Source organism: Pseudarthrobacter chlorophenolicus A6 (genome assembly GCF_000022025.1).
GTDB lineage: Bacteria > Actinomycetota > Actinomycetes > Actinomycetales > Micrococcaceae > Arthrobacter > Arthrobacter chlorophenolicus.
The window spans coordinates 2964817-2983478 of record NC_011886.1 but is presented as its reverse complement, the minus strand read 5'-3'; the positions used below and the strand labels follow the sequence as shown (position 1 = coordinate 2983478).

Sequence of the window (18662 nt, the reverse complement as noted above, 5' to 3'; positions counted from 1 at the left end):
CGCAAGCGTGGCAAGTGCATCCCGTAAGGCGTGGGCCCGGAAGACGCGTGCGGCCCGCGCTGGAACAGGGAATCAGCCCTAAAAGGTGTCTAGGCTCCCCCGAATACCGTCCCGGCGAGGGCACAATGGGCCACCGAATTTCCTCCGTCCAACCGGTAACCAGGCCCTTTCCCGCCGGTAATGCACACGTCTTGTCATAATAATTGACTTTCGAATACCAGTATTGAGGGGGATGTCATCAGCTGGACTTACTAGTAGCGTATAAATGGTTGGAGCGGGTGTGGCATTGGCGCTGGGCCGATGAGGGGGGCCATCTCCGCCTGGCTCAGGGACAGTAATGGACGACGAACTAGGTGTGGCTGTAGTAATCGAAGATGATGCGGATGTGCGGAACCTCCTGGAGGGGGTTCTCAGCCAGGCAGGCTTCGAGGTGCATACGGCAAATGACGGGCGTGCCGGGGTGGAAGTGGTCCGCAGCAAACAGGCAAGCGTGGTCACGCTGGACATCGGTTTGCCGGACATTGACGGATTTGAAGTTCTCCGGCGCATCCGGCATTTCAGTAACGCATACGTGGTTATGCTGACCGGCAGGACAGAGGAACCGGACCTGCTCTCCGCGCTGAATGCCGGGGCGGATGACTACATCGCCAAGCCGTTCAGGCCCAGGGAACTGCGGGCCAGGGTCTCGGCCATGATGCGCAGGCCGAGGCAAGAGATCGGTGCACACAAATCGGCCCCCACCATGTGGGCACCGCCTGTAGCTGTCCCGGTAATGCACCAGCAGAACCCTGGGGTCCTGCAGCACAACGGGCTGGTATTGAACACGCGCACCCGCACCGTGGAGGTCGATGGTGGACAACTGGCCCTCACCCGCAGCGAATTCGACCTGCTGCACGTGCTGCTGAAGGGCGGCGGTGCCGTGTGCACGCGGCCGGACCTGGTCCGGGCGGTCCGGGGGGAGTACTACGACGAGGACGCTTACATCAGCGAATCGGACGAACGGGCCGTCGAGGTCCACGTCGGAAACCTGCGCCGGAAGCTGAAGGAAGACCAAGTGGCGCCCCGATGGCTGCAGACAGTCCGCGGGGTTGGTTACCGGCTGGCGCCAGCCAGGCAGCCCGGGGTGTCCTAGCCGGTTTCCAGAATGTACGTGCTGCGGAGTTCAGTGACGGTCAGGCTGCCGTCCTGGGCAACCCATTCCATCAGCACCTTGCCCTGGCTGAAGTCACCGCTGCGGATCATGGCTTCGAGCAGCTCAGCCAACCTGGCAAGGCGCAGCCCGCCCACCATGGCAGAGCTGATCTTCAGGCTGATGGCGGCATCCAGCGCGGAGTCGCCGTCGTGCCGTTGAACTGCGGACGCAAGGCGGGAGCAGCGCTGCTCCCACAGGGCGGCGTAGTCCCGGGCGAAGCGCTGGGCCATGCCGGTACCGGCGAGTTCTTCCTCCAGTTCCGCCAGCACAGCGGCGTCAACCAGCGGCAAGAGTCCCACCGATTCCTGGGCAGGAGCCGCCGGGCCTGGCGGGCTCATCCCTTCGGAGATGCTCCCGCCTGCGGTGACCCGGTCCGCAGGGATCCCGGCGGGCAGCGGACCCGGAACCGGGCCTCCTGCGCTGGAGCCGGAATCGTGACTGTGCATTGTTCAAGGCTACTTCCTGGAATTCTTGCGGTGTTCTACTTCAGCTGATCCTGTGTAAACCTTGCGTGATCCTTCAGCAGTCTCCGAGGCAGCTATTGTCCGGTGAAAGTGACCACGGTGTTGATGACGGCCGGGCCCAGAATGGCGATGAAAAGGACCGGGAAAATGAAGAAGAGCAGTGGAAACAGGATCATCACGGGCAGTTTCATGGCCTTTTCCTCAGCCCGCTGGCGCCTTTTGACCCGCATGACCTTGGCCTGTACGCGGAGCACCCTGCTGATGGCAATGCCGTAGGTGTCCGCCTGGACCACCGCCTGCACGAAACTGCGGAGTTCGGGAATGCTGGTCCGCGCCGCCAACGCCGTGTAGGACTCGCGGCGGCTGCGTCCCACCTGCATGTCCTGCAGCGTGCGCACCAGTTCCTCGGCCAATGGTCCGTTGCCGTTATCGCCGGCCCTGGCCATGGCCCCCTCGAAACCGAGGCCCGCCTCCACCGAGATCAGCATCTGGTCCAGCGTATTGGCCAGTTCCAGCTGCATTGTCTTCTGGCGCTCCTGGCCCTTGCTGTAGAGGAGGAGATCCGGGATGAAGTACCCCAGGAACAAAACAAAGAGGCCGGCCAGCTTCATCAGGGGAGTGCTGCCAATAGCGGTCAGATGGAGGCCGAGACCCACGCCGGCCAGCCCCAGAGCGAGCTTGGTCCCCAGGACCTTACCCAGCGGCATGGATGCCGGGCGGCCGGCCAGCGCGAGCAGCCGGTCCAGGAATGCCACATACGTGGGGGGAGTCAGGCGCCTGCCAACTCCTTCCAGGACACTGGGTTTGTAGTCTGTGGCACGAGCAGTGGGCGCTGCTCCGCGCGCCAAAAGGTTGGTGACGGCGGCACGGCCCTGCCGGTCGACCGTGAGGACGAACCAGGCGACGATGCCGAGGGGGACGCAGACCAGGAGCAGGGAGAGGAGGATTGTCGGGTTCATGGCTTTCCTCAGAACTTCAGGTCGATGATCTTGCGCATCCACAGGGCCCCGACGGTCATCAGGACGAAGGAGGCGACGATCATGGCCCACCCGAGCGGGTGCGTGAACATGGAGTTCATATAGGTGGGGCTGACGGCGAGCAGCATGGCCACGATCCCGAACGGCATGGCGATCAGGATGTACGCGGAGAACTTGCCTTCGGCGGCCAGCGCCTTGATGTGGCCCTTGATCTCTGCGCGCTCGCGGATGGTTTCGTTGACCTGGTCCAGCACGTCCGCAAGGTTGCCGCCCACCTCCCGGTTGATCTGGATGGCCTGCGAGATCCAGACGAAGTCTTCGTTCTTCATCCGGTCTGCGGTGTCGTTGAGGGCTGCCAGCAGGTCCCGGCCGAGGCTGGTTTCGGTGATGACCCGCCGCATCTCCTCCGACGTGGGTTTCTGGGATTCAGCAGCCGCGGCGTCGATGGCGCGCAGGATGCTGTGCCCGGCCCGCAGGCCGCCGGAGAGGAGTTGGAGGGTGTCGCCCAGCTGACCGTCGAAGGCCGCCCGGCGCTTGCCAGCAAGGAAACCGACCACCAGCTTGCCCACGAATGGAGCCAGCAGGGCGAGCAGGAGTCCCACCAGGGGGTTGATGGTGACCGTCCCCACCAGCATGCCGAGGCCGGAGCCGATGCCCACCAGCAGGAAGAACTCGGCCTGGCTCAGCCGCAGGCCGGCGTTCTCGAGCTGGGGGCGGGAGAACAGGCTGATGTTCCGTCCGGCAAGCAGGCGTTCAAAGGAACGGACGGCGGAAAGTGCGAACCTGGCCAGGGAGGATGGCGGCTCGGGTTCGAACGGACGACGGCGGTCCAGCGGCACGGTGGGGGCGCTCGGCAGGAGTACTGCGACACCGAGCAGGCAGATGGCTGCCAGCAGGATGGCGGCGCTAATGGCGAGGATCATCAGTGCCGCCCCGGCGTTTCAGCACCGGTGAGCGGCCCGGCGAAAACGGCGGGGGATACGTGGATGCCGAGGTCCTCGAACCGGTCGATGAAACGGGGTCTGATGCCGGTGGCGATGGGCTTTCCGAGGAAGCGGCCCTGCGCGTCGACGCCGGCTGCGTAGTCGAATACGAAGGCGTCCTGGAGGGTGACGATGTCGCCTTCCATGCCCTGCACTTCGGTGACGTGGGTGATGCGGCGGGAGCCGTCCCGCATGCGGGAGATCTGGACGATAAGGTTCACGGCGGAGGCAATCTGTTCGCGGATGGCGCGCAGGGGCAGGTCCATGCCGGCCATCAGCACCAGCGTTTCCAGGCGGGCCACGGCGTCGCGGGGGGAATTGGAGTGCACCGTGGAAAGGGATCCGTCGTGGCCGGTGTTCATGGCCTGGAGCATGTCCAGCGATTCGCCGCCGCGGACCTCACCCACCACGATCCGGTCCGGGCGCATGCGCAGTGAGTTGCGGAGCAGCTCGCGAATGGTGACCTCGCCCTTGCCCTCAGTATTCGGCGGCCGGCTTTCGAGGCGGACCACATGCTGCTGCTGGATCTGCAGTTCCACCGCGTCTTCGATGGTGACGATGCGCTCGTCGGCGGGCAGGAAGGAGGAAAGGACATTGAGGAGGGTGGTCTTGCCGGTGCCGGTACCGCCGGAGACGATGATGTTCAGCTTCGCCTTCACGCACGCGTTGAGCAGTTCGGCCATTTCCGGGGTGAGGGTGCCGAAGTCGATAAGGTTGCGGACCGTCAGCGGAACCTTGCTGAACTTTCGGATGGTCAGCGAGGAGCCGCCCACGGCGAGTGGTGGGATGACCGCGTTGACGCGGGATCCGTCTTCCAGCCTGGCATCCACCAGCGGGGACGACTCGTCGATGCGGCGGCCCACCCTGGACACGATCCGTTCAATGACTTTGCGCAGGTGGTCTTCCGAGCTGAACCGGTAGTCGGTGAGCGTCAGCCGGCCGCCGCGTTCCACATAGATCTGGTCCATGCGGTTGACCATGATTTCGGTGACGGCGGAGTCATCCAAGAGGCGCTGGAGGGGGCCGTAGCCGAGGACGTCGTCGGCAACGTCGCGGACCAGGCGCGTGCGTTCCTCGGGTGTCAGCGGCACCTGCTCGGCGTCGATGATGCGGGTCAGTTCTTCCTTGGCGGTGCTGCGGAGCTCCTGCTCGGTGACGGCGGCGTCGTTGAACCGCGCACCCATCCGTTCGAAAAGGGCGGTGGCCGCCCGAAGCTTCATGGCTGCGAAGACGTCCACGCCCGGTGCCTTGGGCACCTGCTGGGCGCCGGCGTCGTGCGTTGAAATTGCGACGGCGGGGTGCGCGGGAAGGTGCGCGTCCGCCGTCGGGACCGCTGGACGAACGGGTTCGACGGCGGCGGGCCGGTCGAGCACGGCCGTGCCCGCACCGGCCTCGCTGCGGTTCTGGACTGCGCTGATGCGTTCGGAGAGCTTCATTAGATGACCACCCTTCGGTGAAGCTTGCGCTGGGTCTGCGTACGCCAGGCCGGGTTGAACCGCTCCACCAGCTGGCGCAGGCTCTTCACGGCCGGGTCTTTCCTGGATTCCTGCAGGACAGGGATGCCGCGGTTGGTGGACAGGGCGATGGCACGGGAGCGGGGGACGCTGACGTCCACGGGCGCGCCGATGGTTGATTCGACGTCCCGGACGTTGAGGCCTGCTTTGGCGTCGGCCATGTTCAGCACGACGTGGCGGGACTCGGGCATGATCTCGAGCTGGCGGAGGACTTCCAGGCCGGAGCGCAGGCCGCGGAGGCTGGGGATGTCCATGGCGCCGACCCACACCACATCGGTGCACTGTTCCATGGCGGCGAGGCCGATCTCGGGCAGGCCGGGGGCAGTGTCCAGGATGACGTACTGGAACTCCTGGGCCAGCTGTTCAAGCAGGCGGCTGACGTGCTCCGGCGTGATGTGGTCCGCGTCCACGGGGTTCGGCGGGGCGCACAGGGCGTATATGCCGGCGGGGTGCACCGTGAGGAAGGCCTTCAGGACCAGGGAATCCTGGGCAGCGGCCGGGGTGACGGCATCCGTGACGGTGTGCTCCGGGTTCAGGTAGAGGCCGGAGGCGACATCGCCGAACTGCAGGTCAAGGTCCACGATCACCACGCTCATCGGCGCGATCTGGCCCAGGCCGATGGCGATGTTGGTGGCCAGGGTGGTCTTGCCCACGCCGCCCTTGGGCGAGAAGACGCCGATCACCAGGCCCTGGCCGCCGTTTTCTGTCTGCTGGCTTTCCGGGGTCCGGTGGCGGGTGGCGAAGGACTGGCAGGCACGTTCCAGCAGCACCCGGATCTCGGCGGGGTCCGCCTGCGGGCTGATGATGTCGCGGATGCCGGCGCGCATGGCGTGCAGGAAGGCTTCAGGCTGGACGTCGCTGACCAGGACCAGGCTGAGGCCCGGAAGCTGGACGTCGAAGACCTTGGCGAACCGCAGAGCTTCCTCATGGGGGACGTCCGGGCCGATGATGAGGACCTCGGGCTGCTCCTGGTTGAGGAGGGCGAACAGTTCCGCGGGGCCGGCGGGGAGGATGTCGCTGGCGATGGTTTGCACGGAGCCGCGGAGGCCGTGCGCGACGGCGGCGCGCAGCTTCTGGTCGAAGTCGCCGCTGGGGGAGAGGAGGACGAAGCGGCTCACTTGTACACCGTGTCCTTCCTGGCGATGAAGCCGCCATTGTCCTGGGCGTCGAGTGGTTCCTTGGTGAGCCACAGGTCACCGTTGTTGGAGGCGTAAATGATCTTCGTGGCGTCGATGTCGTTGACGGCTACGGTGACCATCAAAGACCCTTGGGGGAGTGTGGTGTCCTGCGGGTTGCTGCCGTCAGCCGGCGCTTCCGCGCTCGCAGCCTGGGGTGCACGCTGTATCGCGGTGACTGTGACCTTGCGGAGGGTGAGCTGGGTACTGGCGTCGGCAGGCTTTGCCTTGTCCGCGCCGCCGGCAAAACTGAAACCGATGCCGACGTGGTCACCGGCTTGGATGCGGCCTCCCACCACGCGCTTTGGTTCCAGTTCGAAGGTGACTTCCTGTAGGCCTGGAGGTATCTGCACACCGCCTTCGGCTTTGAGGGCTTCTGGCGCAACGAGGCGCTCGGCGAGGAGCTGTTCACCCGGGACCAGGTCCACGGCAGCGACCGTCCCGGCTTTGCTGTCCAGGGACGTGAGGGCGGTGGGTGCAATTGCCGTTGCCGGGACGTCCTCGATGACCAGGGAAGCGGTCATATCGTTGATCGGTGTCCCCGCGGGGATGGGCTTCTCGACGACCAGTACTTTTTTGGGGTTCGTGCTGGCCATCGCCCGTGCGTCAGCGCCATTGGCGTAGACGATGATGAGCAGTGCGCCCACGAGCGCCAGGGCGACGGCGGCCGTTCCGGCGAGCAGGCGAGACTTCACTGTGTACTCCGTGGTGTGGTGGTTAGAGGGTGAGGCGGGCGATGGTGGCGCCGTAGTTGGGGGTGTTGCCGAGCTCGAATCCCTGGGCCAAGGACACGAACTTCACGAAATAGCCCCTGATGGTCTTGTTGGCCACTTTGGGCCCGGCCGTCCAGCCGATGCTTGCGAACTGGTATCCGGTCACATGGAACGCCGCGAATCCTTTGATGTAGTACTTGCCGCTGGAGCCGGTTCCTGTTGCCAGGTCGTACATCGGCAGGAGGACGGTCTGGTTGTTCATTTGGCTGAAGTCTGCGGCGCTGCAGGTGGAGGGGACGCTGGCGCCCGTGTCGCTGGCGAACCAGATGCCGGAGTTGCTTGATGCCCCTGCCGTTGCGGTGATGGAGCATTTGGCTGAGGCGGTTTGCATCCACCCGAACCCGCCCGGGATGCCTCCGCAGCCGTTCACTGACTGTTCCAGTACCTGTTCGGCGCCCTGGGTCCCGCCGGCGGGAATGTTCAGCTTGCAGTAGGCAATGGCCAGCGGCAGGATGACTGGGCCTTTGGACGGGTTTCCCCAGGTGGCGGAGGCTTTGGCGCCTACCTCCTTGCTGGGAATCCCGATTGCCTTGGCGAAAAAGAGCGAGACTGAGTTGTCTGGGCTTCCGGTTTCCTTGGCGCTGGTGGTCACCGATACTGTTCGTGCTGTTTTGTCGAGCTGGATGCTGTACACGTTGCTCATGCCGTCCAGGGAGTTCTGGTTGGCGAGGCTGCCGGCGAGTGTGGACGTCGTCGAACAATCTGCGTTCGCCGTGTCCCTGGCGCACTTCTGTGCAAGCGCTATCGCGGAGGCGTCCGCCCCGCTCTGTAGCTGCGCGCGTTCGGAGTAAATGGCCCCCACGTCGACGGCGATGGCGACAAAGCCGAGCAGCGTCACGAGGAGGATGGCAACGATGACGGAGACGGCACCTTTTTCCGTGTTGTCTGCGCCTAGCCGCCGCACAGCATGACTCCTTTGCCCGTCATCGGGAACGGACCGGCGATGCCCGTGATGGTGGACAGGTTGTAGCTGATGGTGACGGTCACCTGTTTGTCCGTGCCGCAGGTGGCGGGGCTGATGGTGATGTTTGAGTCCGGGATGGTGCCGCTGACGGCGGCTGCTGCGTTCCTGGTAGCCGTCCTGGCTCCGGCCGGATCGTTGTTGATGGCCATGACCCTGACGCCGTCACGTGCTGCGTTGGTGAGCGTGATCTGGGCGTTGTAGGCACGCCCGAACTCGATGGTTCCCAGCACCAGCATCAGGAGGAGGGGCAGCAGGATCGCGAATTCGACGGCGGCTGCTCCGCGTTCCGATTCTTTCGGCACCTGCTGCACCTCCTCCTGCATGACTGATGCGCTTGTTTCAGAAGTGCGCCGTTTCGATATGGGGTTCGCAACGGCGGTTGTAGAACTAGGGTGTGGTGGTCTTAGGGGCCAGTTCTGTGTTGATCGAATCGAAGAAGCCGTCGAGCGTGCCGCCCAGGGTGCTGACCGCGACAATGATTACAACGGCGATCAGGCCGACCATGATGCCGTATTCCACGGCGGTGGCGCCCTTTTCGCTGCTGAAACGGTCCTTCAGGTTGAGGCCGAGGGTGTGAAGTGTGGCAATTAGAGAAAGCATTTTGTACTCCTGAGCGAGACGGATGGCTGGCCCTTCACCAGCACTGGAACGAAGTTAGCAACGGGATTTGGTGGCTTGACCGAATCTTGCAGCATCCTGCGCAAAGCCTCGACGAGGTGCACTTAGCCTTCACGGATGCTGTGCTGCCACTGCGCTGATGCTGGGTTTTCCTCGTCAATGAGCACAGAAGAGGACCCCCTCGGTTCTGGGTGCCGAGGGGGTCCGGTCTTTCGGGCGCCGGAGGCGCGGGTGTGGTTAGGGAATGCCGAGGGCCGTTCGGAGATCTGACGTCATGTCCTGGTAGTGAAGATTCAGAGCTTGGCCAAACGCACTTACTCCGAGCACCAAGGCAAAAGCCAGGAATGCCACTAAGATCCCGTATTCGGTTGCCGTGGCCCCTTTTTCAGAACGGTTGAAGTGCCGAAAGGTCCGGAGTGCGACGCCGATTGTGGAGCTACTCTTGCGAATCATCCTGACTCCTATGAGAAGACGGACATGATCTGAAGCACGGCAGGACCAAGGAGCACAATGAACAGCGTCGGGAGAATGAAGAAGATCAGTGGAAAGAGCATCTTCACCGGCATTTTCATGGCGTGTTCCTCAGCGAGTTGCCGGCGTTTGATGCGCATGTCCTTGGCCTGCGTCTTCAGGACATTGGCAATGGCAATTCCGTAGGCATCTGCTTGGACTACAGCCCGCACGAATGTGCGAACGGACGGGACATCCACTCGTTCGGAGAGGGCAAGGTATGCCTCCTTGCGGGATCGGCCCACCTGTATGTCTTGCAGCGTCCTGATCAGTTCTTCGGCCAAGGGCCCGCGGCCGTTCTCTCCTGCCCGGCCCATGGCGGTTTCAAAACCGAGGCCAGCCTGAACTGAGATCAGCATCTGGTCCAAAGCGTTGGGAAGTTCAAGCCGAATGGCTTCCCGCCTTTTCTGCGCTCTGTTCCGCAGCAGAAGGTCAGGAACGAAATATCCCAGGGCCACGATGAGCACGGCCATCACGAATCGTCCTGCGGATGGGGCGCCAAGGAAAAGCATGAAGCCAATTAGGGCGCCTCCGAACGCAAGCATCGGCTTGACCATGAGGATCCGGGCAAGAGGCCACTGCTTGGGGCGGCCAGCCCCTGACAATTGTTTGTCCAACCAACCTTCATAGCCCTTGGGCGTAATCCGCTGTGAAAACTCCACGAGGTGCTGGCTGACGTTCAGTGACTGGGCCGCCTGGCTGGGTCGTCCTCCGAGGTTGGCCTTAATCCGGCGCAGCGCGGCCCGGTCGCCGGTGAACGAAAGCCACACCATTCCCGATATGGGAACAACTATTGCCAGGATCGCGGCTAGTGCGATGGGTTGCATCTTCTTGCCCCTTAGTATTTCGGCTTAATAATTCGGCTGAGCCAAAGGCCCCCGACTGCCAGGAGGGCAACAGCAGCGGCCAGCATGACAAAACCGATGAAGGTCGTTGTGAACACCCGCGCATATGTCGGGTTGAACGTGACCAACCCGATGAACATCAGTATTGGCAACGCCATAAGCACCATGGCCGAAATGCGGCCCTCTGCGCTGAGTGCCCGGACCTGGCCTTTGACCTGGTTCCGGTCCCGAATGGTTTCGCCGACGTGGTCTAATACCTCCGCCAGGTCGCCGCCTACTTCCCGGTGTATTTCGATGGCTTGGGAAATCCAGTAGAAATCTTCACTTGCCGTCCGTCGGGAAACGTCGGCCATCGATTCACCCAGGTCCCGGCCAATTCGTGTCTCATTCACGATTCGGCTGAGCTCTTCGGCCATCGGACCCTGATTCTCTTGGGCGGCGGCGTCTATGGCCCTGAGCAGGCTGTGGCCCGCACGTAAGCCTCCCGAAAACATTTGGAGCGTGTCCGGCACTTGTGCGTCGAACGTCTTCCGGCGTCGTGCAGTCAGCATATTGAGTCCGAGGTAAAGGAGGACTGGAGTCAGGATGAGTGCCAGGATGCCGATACCAATGCCACCCACGAAGAAGGCTGTGACGGTGGACACTAACGTTATGGCCCCAGCCATGAGGAGATAGTCGCCGGGTTCCTTGTTGAGTCCGGCCTGTTCCAGCCTTTCCCTGCTGAAGATGCTCGTGGGGCGCTTCTTCAGTCCACGGTTGAGGACGCCCACGGTTTGGTTGGTCAGTCGGGTCAGTCCGGATGAGTGCTGGATGCTGTCGGGGCGACGCCTGGACATGGGGACGCCAGATCTGCCTTTCCAAACAAAGACGAATAGCAGAGCGACGGATGCATAGACCAGGATGAGCCCGACGATGAACAGGGCCACCGGCACGTCCGTACCCATGGTTACCTCCCCCTCACCGGATCGGCGCCAAAAATATGCGGCGACACACGTATCCCAAGATCCGCGAAACGGTCCGTGAATCGCGGACGGACTCCCGTAGGGACAGGTTTGCCAAGAAACCTGCCAGTGGAGTCAATGCCCGCAGCGTAATCGAAGACGAATGCGTCCTGAAGCGTGACGATGTCACCTTCCATACCTTGGACTTCGGTGACATGGGTGACGCGCCGGGTGCCATCGCGAAGCCTGGAGATATGCACAATGAGATTGACTGCCGAAGCAACCTGCTCCCGGACGGCGCGCAAGGGAAGGTCCATACCTGCCATAAGCACCAATGTTTCCAAGCGGGCTATGGCATCTCGGGGTGAGTTCGCGTGGACTGTGGACAGTGAGCCGTCGTGGCCGGTGTTCATGGCTTGCAGCATGTCGAGGCACTCACCGCCGCGGACTTCGCCGACGACGATACGGTCGGGACGCATGCGCAGCGAGTTCCTGACCAGGTCCCGGATGGCGATTTCGCCCTTGCCCTCGATGTTGGCGGGGCGACTCTCCAGCCGGACTACATGGTCCTGCTGGAGTTGGAGCTCAACCGCGTCCTCAATAGTGACAATGCGATCGGAGGTGGGAATGAACGAAGACAGTGCGTTCAGCAGGGTGGTCTTGCCCGTACCGGTGCCGCCGGAAACAATGATGTTCATCCGGGCCAGAACGCAAGCTTGCAGTAGTTCGGCCATTTCCGGCGACAAGCTGCCAAAGGCGATCAACTTGTCGACAGTCAAGGCGTCTCCGCCGAACTTTCGGATGGTCAGCGCCGGCCCGTTCACGGCCAAAGGAGGGATGATGGCATTGACGCGCGAACCGTCGGCAAGCCGGGCATCCACGAGCGGTGAAGACTCATCGATCCGTCGGCCCACTTTGGAGACGATGCGTTCAATGACGCGGCGCAGTGCCTCGTCCGACGAAAACTTGGTGTCGGTAAGAGTCAGCTTTCCTGCCCGTTCGATGTAGACCTGATCGAACCGGTTCACCATGACTTCGGTGATGGAAGGGTCATCCAGGAAACGTTGGATGGGCCCATGACCGAGTACGTCATCGATGATTTCCCGGATCAGTCGTTGCCTTTCTGCCGACGTCAGTGGCACTTGTTCTTCGTCCACGACGATCTTCAGCTCGTCTTTGACGTACTGATGCAGCTCTGCTTCCTCGAGCGACGAATCTGTGATTCTGGCCCCGAGCCGTTCGTAGAGCGACTGGCTTGCACGCTCCTTCAGTGCGCTCAGTGCTCCGCTTGCCACAGCCGCCGTCGGCGTCAGCTCCACGACTTCCGCGACCTCGGCGGATTTTGCCTCGTGGATCCTTCCCAGCGTCGCCGGTTCAACCGGTGCGGGCTGTGGCGCAAAGGGGTTCTTTTGTTCCGGCTCGGCGGCGGACATGGTTGGCTCTGCGCCGCGCACCTTTTCGAGCCTGCGTGAGAGGTTCACTGGACTACCGCCCTTCGATGCAACTTCTTGTGTGGTCTGGCTTCCCAATTCGGTTTGAAGCGTTCAACGAGTTGACGCAAGCCCTTCGTGGCGGGGTCCCTGTTGTTGTCCTGGAGCAGGGGGACACCCTTGTTCGTCGAAAACGGCAGGTTCCGGGACCGTGGGAGGACGATGTCAACTGGAGCCCCGATTGTTGCCTCAACGTCACGAAGGGTTAGGCCACTCCGGCGGTCAGCCATATTGAGGACAACGTGTCGCGTCTCGGGAAGCAAGCCAAGCTCGGCGAGAATTTGATTCCCCGTGCGAAGGCCCCGAATGCTTGGAACGTCCATCCCACAGATCCACACTGCGTCCGATGCCAGATCCAGAGTTGCCAGCACGTGTTCCCCTAGCCCCGGGGCCGTGTCGACGACGACGTACTGGAACTCTTGGCGCAGCTGAGACAGGAGATGGCTAACGTGTTCGCCGCTGATCCGGTCCATTTCGACCGGATTCTTCGGCGCGCACAGAGCGTAGATACCCGCCGGATGCAGCGTGAGATAGGTCTTGAGGACCATAGAGTCCTGGCTCGCAGCGCCGACTACCGCGTCGGTAATTGTGTGCTCCGGCTCGAGCATCAGACCGCTTGCAACATCTCCGAACTGCAGATCAAGGTCGACAATCACCACACCCATGGGTGCGATTTGGCCAAGTCCCACGGCAATGTTCGTGGCTACAGTCGTTTTCCCAACACCGCCCTTGGGAGAGATGACGGCGATGATGCGACCGCCGGCGGCGTGCTCTTTATGCTCGGAACTGCTGGGGGCGAGGCCCCTCCTGCGGCCGGCTGATGCGAGGCTGGCCCGCTCAACGATGATTCTGATGTGGTCTGCTTCTGCGGAGGGGTCCAGGAGGTCACGGATACCAGCGCGCATCGCCTGGATAGCCAAGTCCGGCGAATCCCCAGCTGCCAGGATCAAGCTGATCTCCGGATACTGGAGGTCCATCACGGAAGCGAACTTGAGTGCGTCCTCCGACGGGAGACCTGGTCCAAGAATGAACACCTCAGGGGGTTCGCCCAGCATTTGCCGAAGGACCTCTTCAGGGCTCTGCGGGAGGTAGTCTGCCTGGAAGAACTGGAGGGAGCCAGTCATTCCCGCAGTTGCCATGCGAACGCGGCGCTCGAACTCCGTGTTAGGGGTGATAAGTACGAAGCGGCTCATCGGAATACCTTCGTCTTGTCCACCACACCGCTGTTTCCTTCGGTGGCGTCCTTCGGTTCCTTGGAGAGGTAGACCTTGCCGAATTCTGCCGCGTAGACCATGCGCTCAGCGTCCACCGAATTGCTGGCGACGGTAATGAGGTAGTTGCCATCGCTCTGGTTTTCATTCGAGCTAAGGGAGCCTTCGGATGCGCCGGCATCGCCTGAGCTCGCCTGGGATGGGCTGCCGTTGCTGTACTGCGTGGCAGTGACGAGCACCTTGTGGAATGTGAGTTGGGTGCCCGACGACTGGGCAGCGTTGTCTCCGCTTCCTGAAGTTTCTGTCAGCGAGATGAAGACGCCGACAGTGTCACCGGCAGCAATTTTGCCTCCTACAACCCGCTCGATAGGCAGTTTGAGTGAAATCTCCTGCATACCGCCTGGAACGGCTACCCGGGATGGGCCCATGAAGGATGCAGCTTCCACCAGCCGGCTTGCGAGCAGCTGTTCGCCGGGAACGAGGGAAACCGCAGTTACTTTCGTTCCCTCCTCTTTAAGATTGGTGACCGTGTCACCTGTAAGAGCGGACTTGGGCAGTGACTTCTTTGCCACCATGCCGCTGATCTCACTAGCAGGCGTGCCGGCCGGTATTGGTGCCTGCACCACCAAAACTTCGGCGGTTTCGGTACCGGCCATGGCGCGGGCATCGGCTCCCTGTACGTATGCGATGAGAAGGACGGTGCCGGCTATTGCTATGACCAGCGCGGCGATGCCTCCCAGTAGGCGTGCTTTCACTTTCTTCCCCTTAGATGGTGCGTTATTTGATCAAGCCCAGGACGATGACGTTGCCCGTGGGGGTAGGTGTGCCTCCGGTGAAGAGGCTGGGATCGGCGGAATAGCCAACGAAGGTGCCATACAAGCCCTTTTCACTGCCGCTAAATACCGAAGCGTTGTACTTGGCCTGACCGGTGAGGTTCCACGCTTGGAGCTTGAAGCCGGCCCACTTTTCGATGTAGTACTGGACGTTGCTGCCGGTGCAGGAGCCGAATCCGGGCATTCCCTTGCATGTGTATTTGTAGACCGGCAACGCCACCGTGGAGTTTGCCAGTGAGGGGTTGATGGAGGGGTCGAACAGGTCCATACATCCGGTCGGGACGCTGGCCCCGGAACTGGTGGGACTCCACTGGCCGACTTCAGCGGTTACCTTGCAGCCGGTGTTGCCGTCCGGCATCAGCCAGGCGAACCCGCCGGGGATGATCTGGTTGGACGGATTTAGTCCATTGCAATCCAAAGCTCCACCTTGGATCAATATCTTGTGTGGCAAGCCGTCGTCCTTGAATTCACACGTTGCGAAGGTCAGAGGAAGGACGGTGATTCCTTTAATGGGGTACATCCATTTCGCGGTAGCTGTAGCGCCAACGGTGGCCGCCGGAGCGTTCAATGCGCTGGCGAACATTTTGGTCAGAAAGCCGGCGTTGGTGGTGCCGTCTTTTGTCGAAGTAGTAACCGTCACTTGTCCCGGCACCGAGAGGTCAACGGACTGGACAGTCGACTTGCTGTCATTCGAGTTGCTGTTCGCGAGTGCATCTGCCACTGATGTCGCGGCTGCCTGGGTACATCCGCCGTTTGCGGAACACAGATCCGCACCCGCCAGAGCGCTGGCGTCCGCCCCATTTTGAAGCTGCGCCCGCTCTGCGTAGATCTGCCCGGTGTCCACCGCCAACGCGCCGGCACCGATAAGGACAACCATCAGGATGGCCACTAGGACGCCTGATGCTCCTCGCTCCGAGTCCTTTAACCGTTGCATCGCATGGCCCCCACTCCGGTGACGGTGACGGAGGTTCCAAAGAGCCCGGTTAGTGTCGCCGCCGGATAGGTGATGGTGACCTTTGCTGTGGTATCGGGTGTGCACGCTGCCGGGCTGAAGGCGTAGGCGAATGCTGCGGAATTGATGCCGGGGGCGCCGGCGACAGCTGCGGCCTTGGCATCAGCCTGACTGTTCTTGACAGCCATGGTCCTCGCTGCTTCGCGCGCTGCCTGCGTGACCGAAATCTGGGCGTTATAGGCGTTAGCGAATTCGACGATGCCGACAACCAAGGTCAGCAGCACCGGGGCGACCAAGGCGAACTCCACGGCCACAGCGCCGCGACTCTTGTGATTCGAGTCTTTCCGTGTCTTCTTCAACTGATCCCCCAGGGATGAGTGGGTGGTTGGGTGTCGTGCACATTGCAGGACACCCAACCTTCGGGTTACTACCAGGCGCCGACCGTGGAGCCCAGAGTGGAAAACCACGCGCTCAATGCGTTTCCAAAGAGGGTGACGCCGGCGATTATGAGAAGTGCGATAAATGCCACCAGGAGTGAGTACTCTGTGGCGGTTGCACCCTTTTCGGAATCCATACGGTTCCGGAGCCCTGTCACGTACGTCAGGACGGAGAGAATCAAGTTATTCATGCGAATGTTTCCTTGACTGGAGTGTGTAAATGAGATTCAGCGTGCAGGACAGTGTTACTGCACGGCGCGTGGAGGTGTGTCACCGTGTTCGAGTGACACACCTCCTGATGTGGCTACCAGGTTCCGACGCGCGAGCCGAGGGTTGAGAACCAGCCACTGAGCGCGTTTCCGAAGAGCGTGACGCCGGCGATGATGAGCAGGGCGATGAATGCAACGAGGAGGGAGTATTCCGTCGCAGTCGCACCCTTCTCGGAGGAGAAGCGATCTTTGACGCCGGCGACGAATGCCATCATCGAGACCATGAGAGAAGTCATTGTATTTTCCTTAATTCGGTGAAATGGAATTGATTTGATTTCAACGAATTTCCAGCTGCCCCCATAATTCCCTAGCGGCTGGACTTCGCTAAGAAGAGATTGTCATTGGGGGGTAGTGGCAACAATGCGTAGTGGTACTCGACTTTTTTGCCGGGCGCTGAGAGTACGTACTCAGAATCAGCTGACGGTACTCAGAACCCGAAATCGGGTACACCGACGACTACTTGGATTGGTCTGGCGTCAGGATCCGCTGGAGGTTCCAGGCGGTACTGGGCTAGCTAGGGAATGAGCAGGCTGATGGCTAGTACCGAGCCAAGCATGGATGGCCCGTGGGCCACTTCCGTGGCGTCTTTGCGGCTCTTCTGAGCGACGACGGCGATGGTGACGACGCCGTTCAGGATGAAGCCGAGGAGACCGCCGTAGAGGAGGTGGGTCCAACCTAGGTACCCGAGGTAGAGGCCGACCGGTGCTGCGAGCTTGACGTCCCCCATTCCGATGGCTCCTGGGGAAATTAGTCCCAGAATTAGATAGCCAGCGAACAAAATGACCATGCCGAGCAGCGCGCGAAGCATATTGTCAGCATGCTGATTAACTGTCGATGGTGCGAGGAGGAGAGCGATTCCCCCTGCCAGAAGCGCTAATACAAGTGGATTTGGAAGCAAATGAAGTGAAAAATCAATCCTGGCCAGCTGGACCCCGAGTATGGCCAGAAACAGAAACGCCGGCAACGTCCAGGAAACCCCAAAGCGCAGCGCAAAGGCGCCGCACGCAACTCCCGTGAGTGCCGCCGTCGTAATCCTTGCCGACGGCACGGGTGTTCCACCTAGGCGGGGAAGGAGCCTGGCAATGAGCGCTTCCGCGGCAGGGGAGAGTGCGGCCCCCAAAAGAGCTGTGCCCAGCGCAAAAGCCCATCCGGCGCCAGCGCCAGCACCTACTGTAAACACCGCGACCCCCTGCGCTCATCCTGCCGGCGGCGCTGTGATGGCCTGCGGCTACCTCATTTTGACCCTGAAGCCCCTGACACGCTAATCTTGTAAGTCGTTGTGCGTGTCCTATTCCGATGGTGCGTGCCCGCTTGAGAATCCGGTTGCAGGATAACTACTCAACGTGCACATTCGGAACCTCAGGATGACTGGTTACATGGAGCCCTCACCTCTGTTCCGGTAGCGCGCAGGAAGTAGGTGCTCACCCCTGAGTGGCGCCTAAACAAAGAACGCCAGAACAAGAACGAGGCAAACACCGTGCGTACGTACACCCCGAAGCCCGGCGATATCAACCGCCAGTGGCACGTCATTGACGCCACCGACGTTGTCCTTGGTCGTCTTGCCAGCCAGACCGCAATCCTGCTGCGCGGCAAGCACAAGGCCACCTTTGCGTCCCACATGGACATGGGCGACTTCGTCATCATCATCAACGCTGAAAAGGTGGCCCTGACCGGCGCCAAGCTGGAGCAGAAGCGCGCATACCGCCACTCCGGCTACCCGGGCGGCCTGACCTCCGTCAACTACGCGGAACTGCTGGAATCCAACCCGGTCCGCGCCGTTGAGAAGGCCATCAAGGGCATGCTCCCCAAGAACTCCCTCGCTGCACAGCAGCTGGGCAAGCTGAAGGTGTACCGCGGTGCTGAGCACCCCCACGCCGCACAGCAGCCCAAGACTTTCGAAATCACCCAGGTCGCCCAGTAGTCCTGGCCACCAAACAACTTACTTAATACAAGGAGAATCGTGGCTCAGAACGAAGAACTGACCACCGAAGCCGTTGAGGCTGAGGAAAACCCCACCAGCTACACCTCTGAGAGCTCGGCTGCCGAAGCCGCTCCCAAGAAGGAGCGCCCGGCACTGACCGTTGCAGGCGCAGCAGTTGGCCGCCGCAAGGAAGCCGTTGCACGCGTTCGCGTTGTTCCGGGCTCCGGCAAGTGGACCATCAATGGCCGCGCGCTGGATAACTACTTCCCGAACAAGCTGCACCAGCAGGACGTCAACGAGCCCTTCAAGATCCTTGATCTCGAAGGCGCTTACGACGTCATTGCCCGCATTCACGGCGGCGGCATCTCCGGTCAGGCCGGTGCCTTGCGCCTCGGCATTGCCCGTTCGCTGAACGAGATCGACGTCGAGAACAACCGCGCCACCCTGAAGAAGGCTGGTTACCTGTCCCGCGACGCCCGCGTCATCGAACGTAAGAAGGCCGGTCTCAAGAAGGCCCGCAAGGCTCAGCAGTACTCCAAGCGCTAAATCCGTTTGCACAGAAGCCCGTCCCGCCATTGCGGGGCGGGCTTTTT

The 18662-nt window shown here is 61.8% G+C and carries 23 protein-coding genes; 3 read left to right on the top strand and 20 right to left on the bottom strand.

From position 1 onward, the window contains the following. Positions 1–337: 337 nt before the first annotated feature. Positions 338–1132, top strand: coding sequence for a response regulator transcription factor (locus ACHL_RS13400; RefSeq protein WP_015937826.1), 795 nt, complete (start codon positions 338–340; stop codon positions 1130–1132). Here ACHL_RS13400 and ACHL_RS13395 read toward each other — a convergent pair. The 20 genes from ACHL_RS13395 to ACHL_RS13300 form a co-directional block, all read right to left on the bottom strand. Next, entirely contained in the window at positions 1129–1638 is a 510-nt protein-coding gene (locus tag ACHL_RS13395; RefSeq protein ID WP_015937825.1) for a hypothetical protein, read from the bottom strand. The genes ACHL_RS13400 and ACHL_RS13395 overlap by 4 nt on opposite strands. A gap of 92 nt (positions 1639–1730) precedes the next feature. Further along, entirely contained in the window at positions 1731–2615 is an 885-nt protein-coding gene (locus tag ACHL_RS13390) for a type II secretion system F family protein (RefSeq protein WP_015937824.1), read from the bottom strand. An 8-nt stretch (positions 2616–2623) separates the two neighbouring features. Next, positions 2624–3556, bottom strand: coding sequence for a type II secretion system F family protein (locus ACHL_RS13385; RefSeq protein ID WP_015937823.1), 933 nt, complete (start codon positions 3554–3556; stop codon positions 2624–2626). Then, entirely contained in the window at positions 3556–5052 is a 1497-nt protein-coding gene (locus ACHL_RS13380) for a CpaF family protein (RefSeq protein WP_015937822.1), read from the bottom strand. Before ACHL_RS13380 ends, ACHL_RS13385 begins: the two co-directional genes overlap by 1 nt. Beyond that, a complete protein-coding gene (locus tag ACHL_RS13375) occupies positions 5052–6248 on the bottom strand; it encodes an AAA family ATPase (RefSeq protein ID WP_015937821.1) in 1197 nt (398 codons plus the stop codon). The genes ACHL_RS13380 and ACHL_RS13375 overlap by 1 nt, the downstream gene beginning before the upstream one ends. Beyond that, positions 6245–7000 carry a Flp pilus assembly protein CpaB gene (gene cpaB, locus ACHL_RS13370; protein WP_015937820.1) on the bottom strand — a complete coding sequence of 252 codons (756 nt, stop codon included), beginning with the start codon at positions 6998–7000 and terminating at the stop codon, positions 6245–6247. The genes ACHL_RS13375 and cpaB (ACHL_RS13370) overlap by 4 nt, the downstream gene beginning before the upstream one ends. A gap of 22 nt (positions 7001–7022) precedes the next feature. After that, a complete protein-coding gene (locus ACHL_RS13365; protein WP_015937819.1) occupies positions 7023–7982 on the bottom strand; it encodes a TadE/TadG family type IV pilus assembly protein in 960 nt (319 codons plus the stop codon). Then, entirely contained in the window at positions 7970–8344 is a 375-nt protein-coding gene (locus tag ACHL_RS13360) for a TadE/TadG family type IV pilus assembly protein (protein WP_015937818.1), read from the bottom strand. The genes ACHL_RS13365 and ACHL_RS13360 overlap by 13 nt, the downstream gene beginning before the upstream one ends. A gap of 85 nt (positions 8345–8429) precedes the next feature. Then, entirely contained in the window at positions 8430–8642 is a 213-nt protein-coding gene (locus ACHL_RS13355) for a Flp family type IVb pilin (RefSeq protein ID WP_015937817.1), read from the bottom strand. Between the two features lie 255 nt (positions 8643–8897). Then, on the bottom strand, positions 8898–9113 hold the full coding sequence (locus tag ACHL_RS13350; RefSeq protein ID WP_015937816.1) for a Flp family type IVb pilin: 216 nt from the start codon (positions 9111–9113) through the stop codon (positions 8898–8900). 8 nt (positions 9114–9121) lie between these two features. Then, a complete protein-coding gene (locus ACHL_RS13345) occupies positions 9122–9997 on the bottom strand; it encodes a type II secretion system F family protein (protein WP_015937815.1) in 876 nt (291 codons plus the stop codon). 11 nt (positions 9998–10008) lie between these two features. Next, complete coding sequence (locus tag ACHL_RS13340; RefSeq protein WP_015937814.1) at positions 10009–10959, bottom strand: type II secretion system F family protein; 951 nt, start codon at positions 10957–10959, stop codon at positions 10009–10011. A gap of 2 nt (positions 10960–10961) precedes the next feature. Continuing rightward, positions 10962–12437, bottom strand: coding sequence for a CpaF family protein (locus ACHL_RS13335; protein ID WP_015937813.1), 1476 nt, complete (start codon positions 12435–12437; stop codon positions 10962–10964). After that, a complete protein-coding gene (locus ACHL_RS13330; protein ID WP_015937812.1) occupies positions 12434–13639 on the bottom strand; it encodes an AAA family ATPase in 1206 nt (401 codons plus the stop codon). The genes ACHL_RS13335 and ACHL_RS13330 overlap by 4 nt, the downstream gene beginning before the upstream one ends. After that, positions 13636–14412 carry a Flp pilus assembly protein CpaB gene (cpaB, locus tag ACHL_RS13325; protein WP_015937811.1) on the bottom strand — a complete coding sequence of 259 codons (777 nt, stop codon included), beginning with the start codon at positions 14410–14412 and terminating at the stop codon, positions 13636–13638. The genes ACHL_RS13330 and cpaB (ACHL_RS13325) overlap by 4 nt, the downstream gene beginning before the upstream one ends. A gap of 22 nt (positions 14413–14434) precedes the next feature. Continuing rightward, a complete protein-coding gene (locus ACHL_RS13320; protein WP_244266466.1) occupies positions 14435–15379 on the bottom strand; it encodes a Tad domain-containing protein in 945 nt (314 codons plus the stop codon). 32 nt (positions 15380–15411) lie between these two features. Continuing rightward, complete coding sequence (locus ACHL_RS13315; RefSeq protein WP_244266465.1) at positions 15412–15750, bottom strand: TadE/TadG family type IV pilus assembly protein; 339 nt, start codon at positions 15748–15750, stop codon at positions 15412–15414. A gap of 119 nt (positions 15751–15869) precedes the next feature. Next, complete coding sequence (locus ACHL_RS13310) at positions 15870–16070, bottom strand: Flp family type IVb pilin (protein ID WP_015937808.1); 201 nt, start codon at positions 16068–16070, stop codon at positions 15870–15872. Positions 16071–16183: 113 nt separating this feature from the next. Then, positions 16184–16384: a Flp family type IVb pilin gene (locus ACHL_RS13305; protein WP_015937807.1), complete on the bottom strand. Its 201-nt coding sequence runs from the start codon at positions 16382–16384 to the stop codon at positions 16184–16186. A 278-nt stretch (positions 16385–16662) separates the two neighbouring features. Then, complete coding sequence (locus ACHL_RS13300) at positions 16663–17196, bottom strand: prepilin peptidase (RefSeq protein ID WP_322787025.1); 534 nt, start codon at positions 17194–17196, stop codon at positions 16663–16665. 429 nt (positions 17197–17625) lie between these two features. Here ACHL_RS13300 and rplM point away from each other — a divergent pair, with 429 nt between their 5' ends. Together rplM and rpsI are read left to right on the top strand one after the other, a co-directional pair. Then, the gene (gene rplM / locus ACHL_RS13295) at positions 17626–18069 is read left to right on the top strand and encodes a 50S ribosomal protein L13 (RefSeq protein WP_015937805.1); all 444 of its coding nucleotides are present in this window, start codon (positions 17626–17628) and stop codon (positions 18067–18069) included. A 39-nt stretch (positions 18070–18108) separates the two neighbouring features. Further along, positions 18109–18615, top strand: a complete 507-nt coding sequence (gene rpsI / locus ACHL_RS13290; protein ID WP_015937804.1) for a 30S ribosomal protein S9 — start codon at positions 18109–18111, stop codon at positions 18613–18615. Positions 18616–18662: the final 47 nt, after the last annotated feature.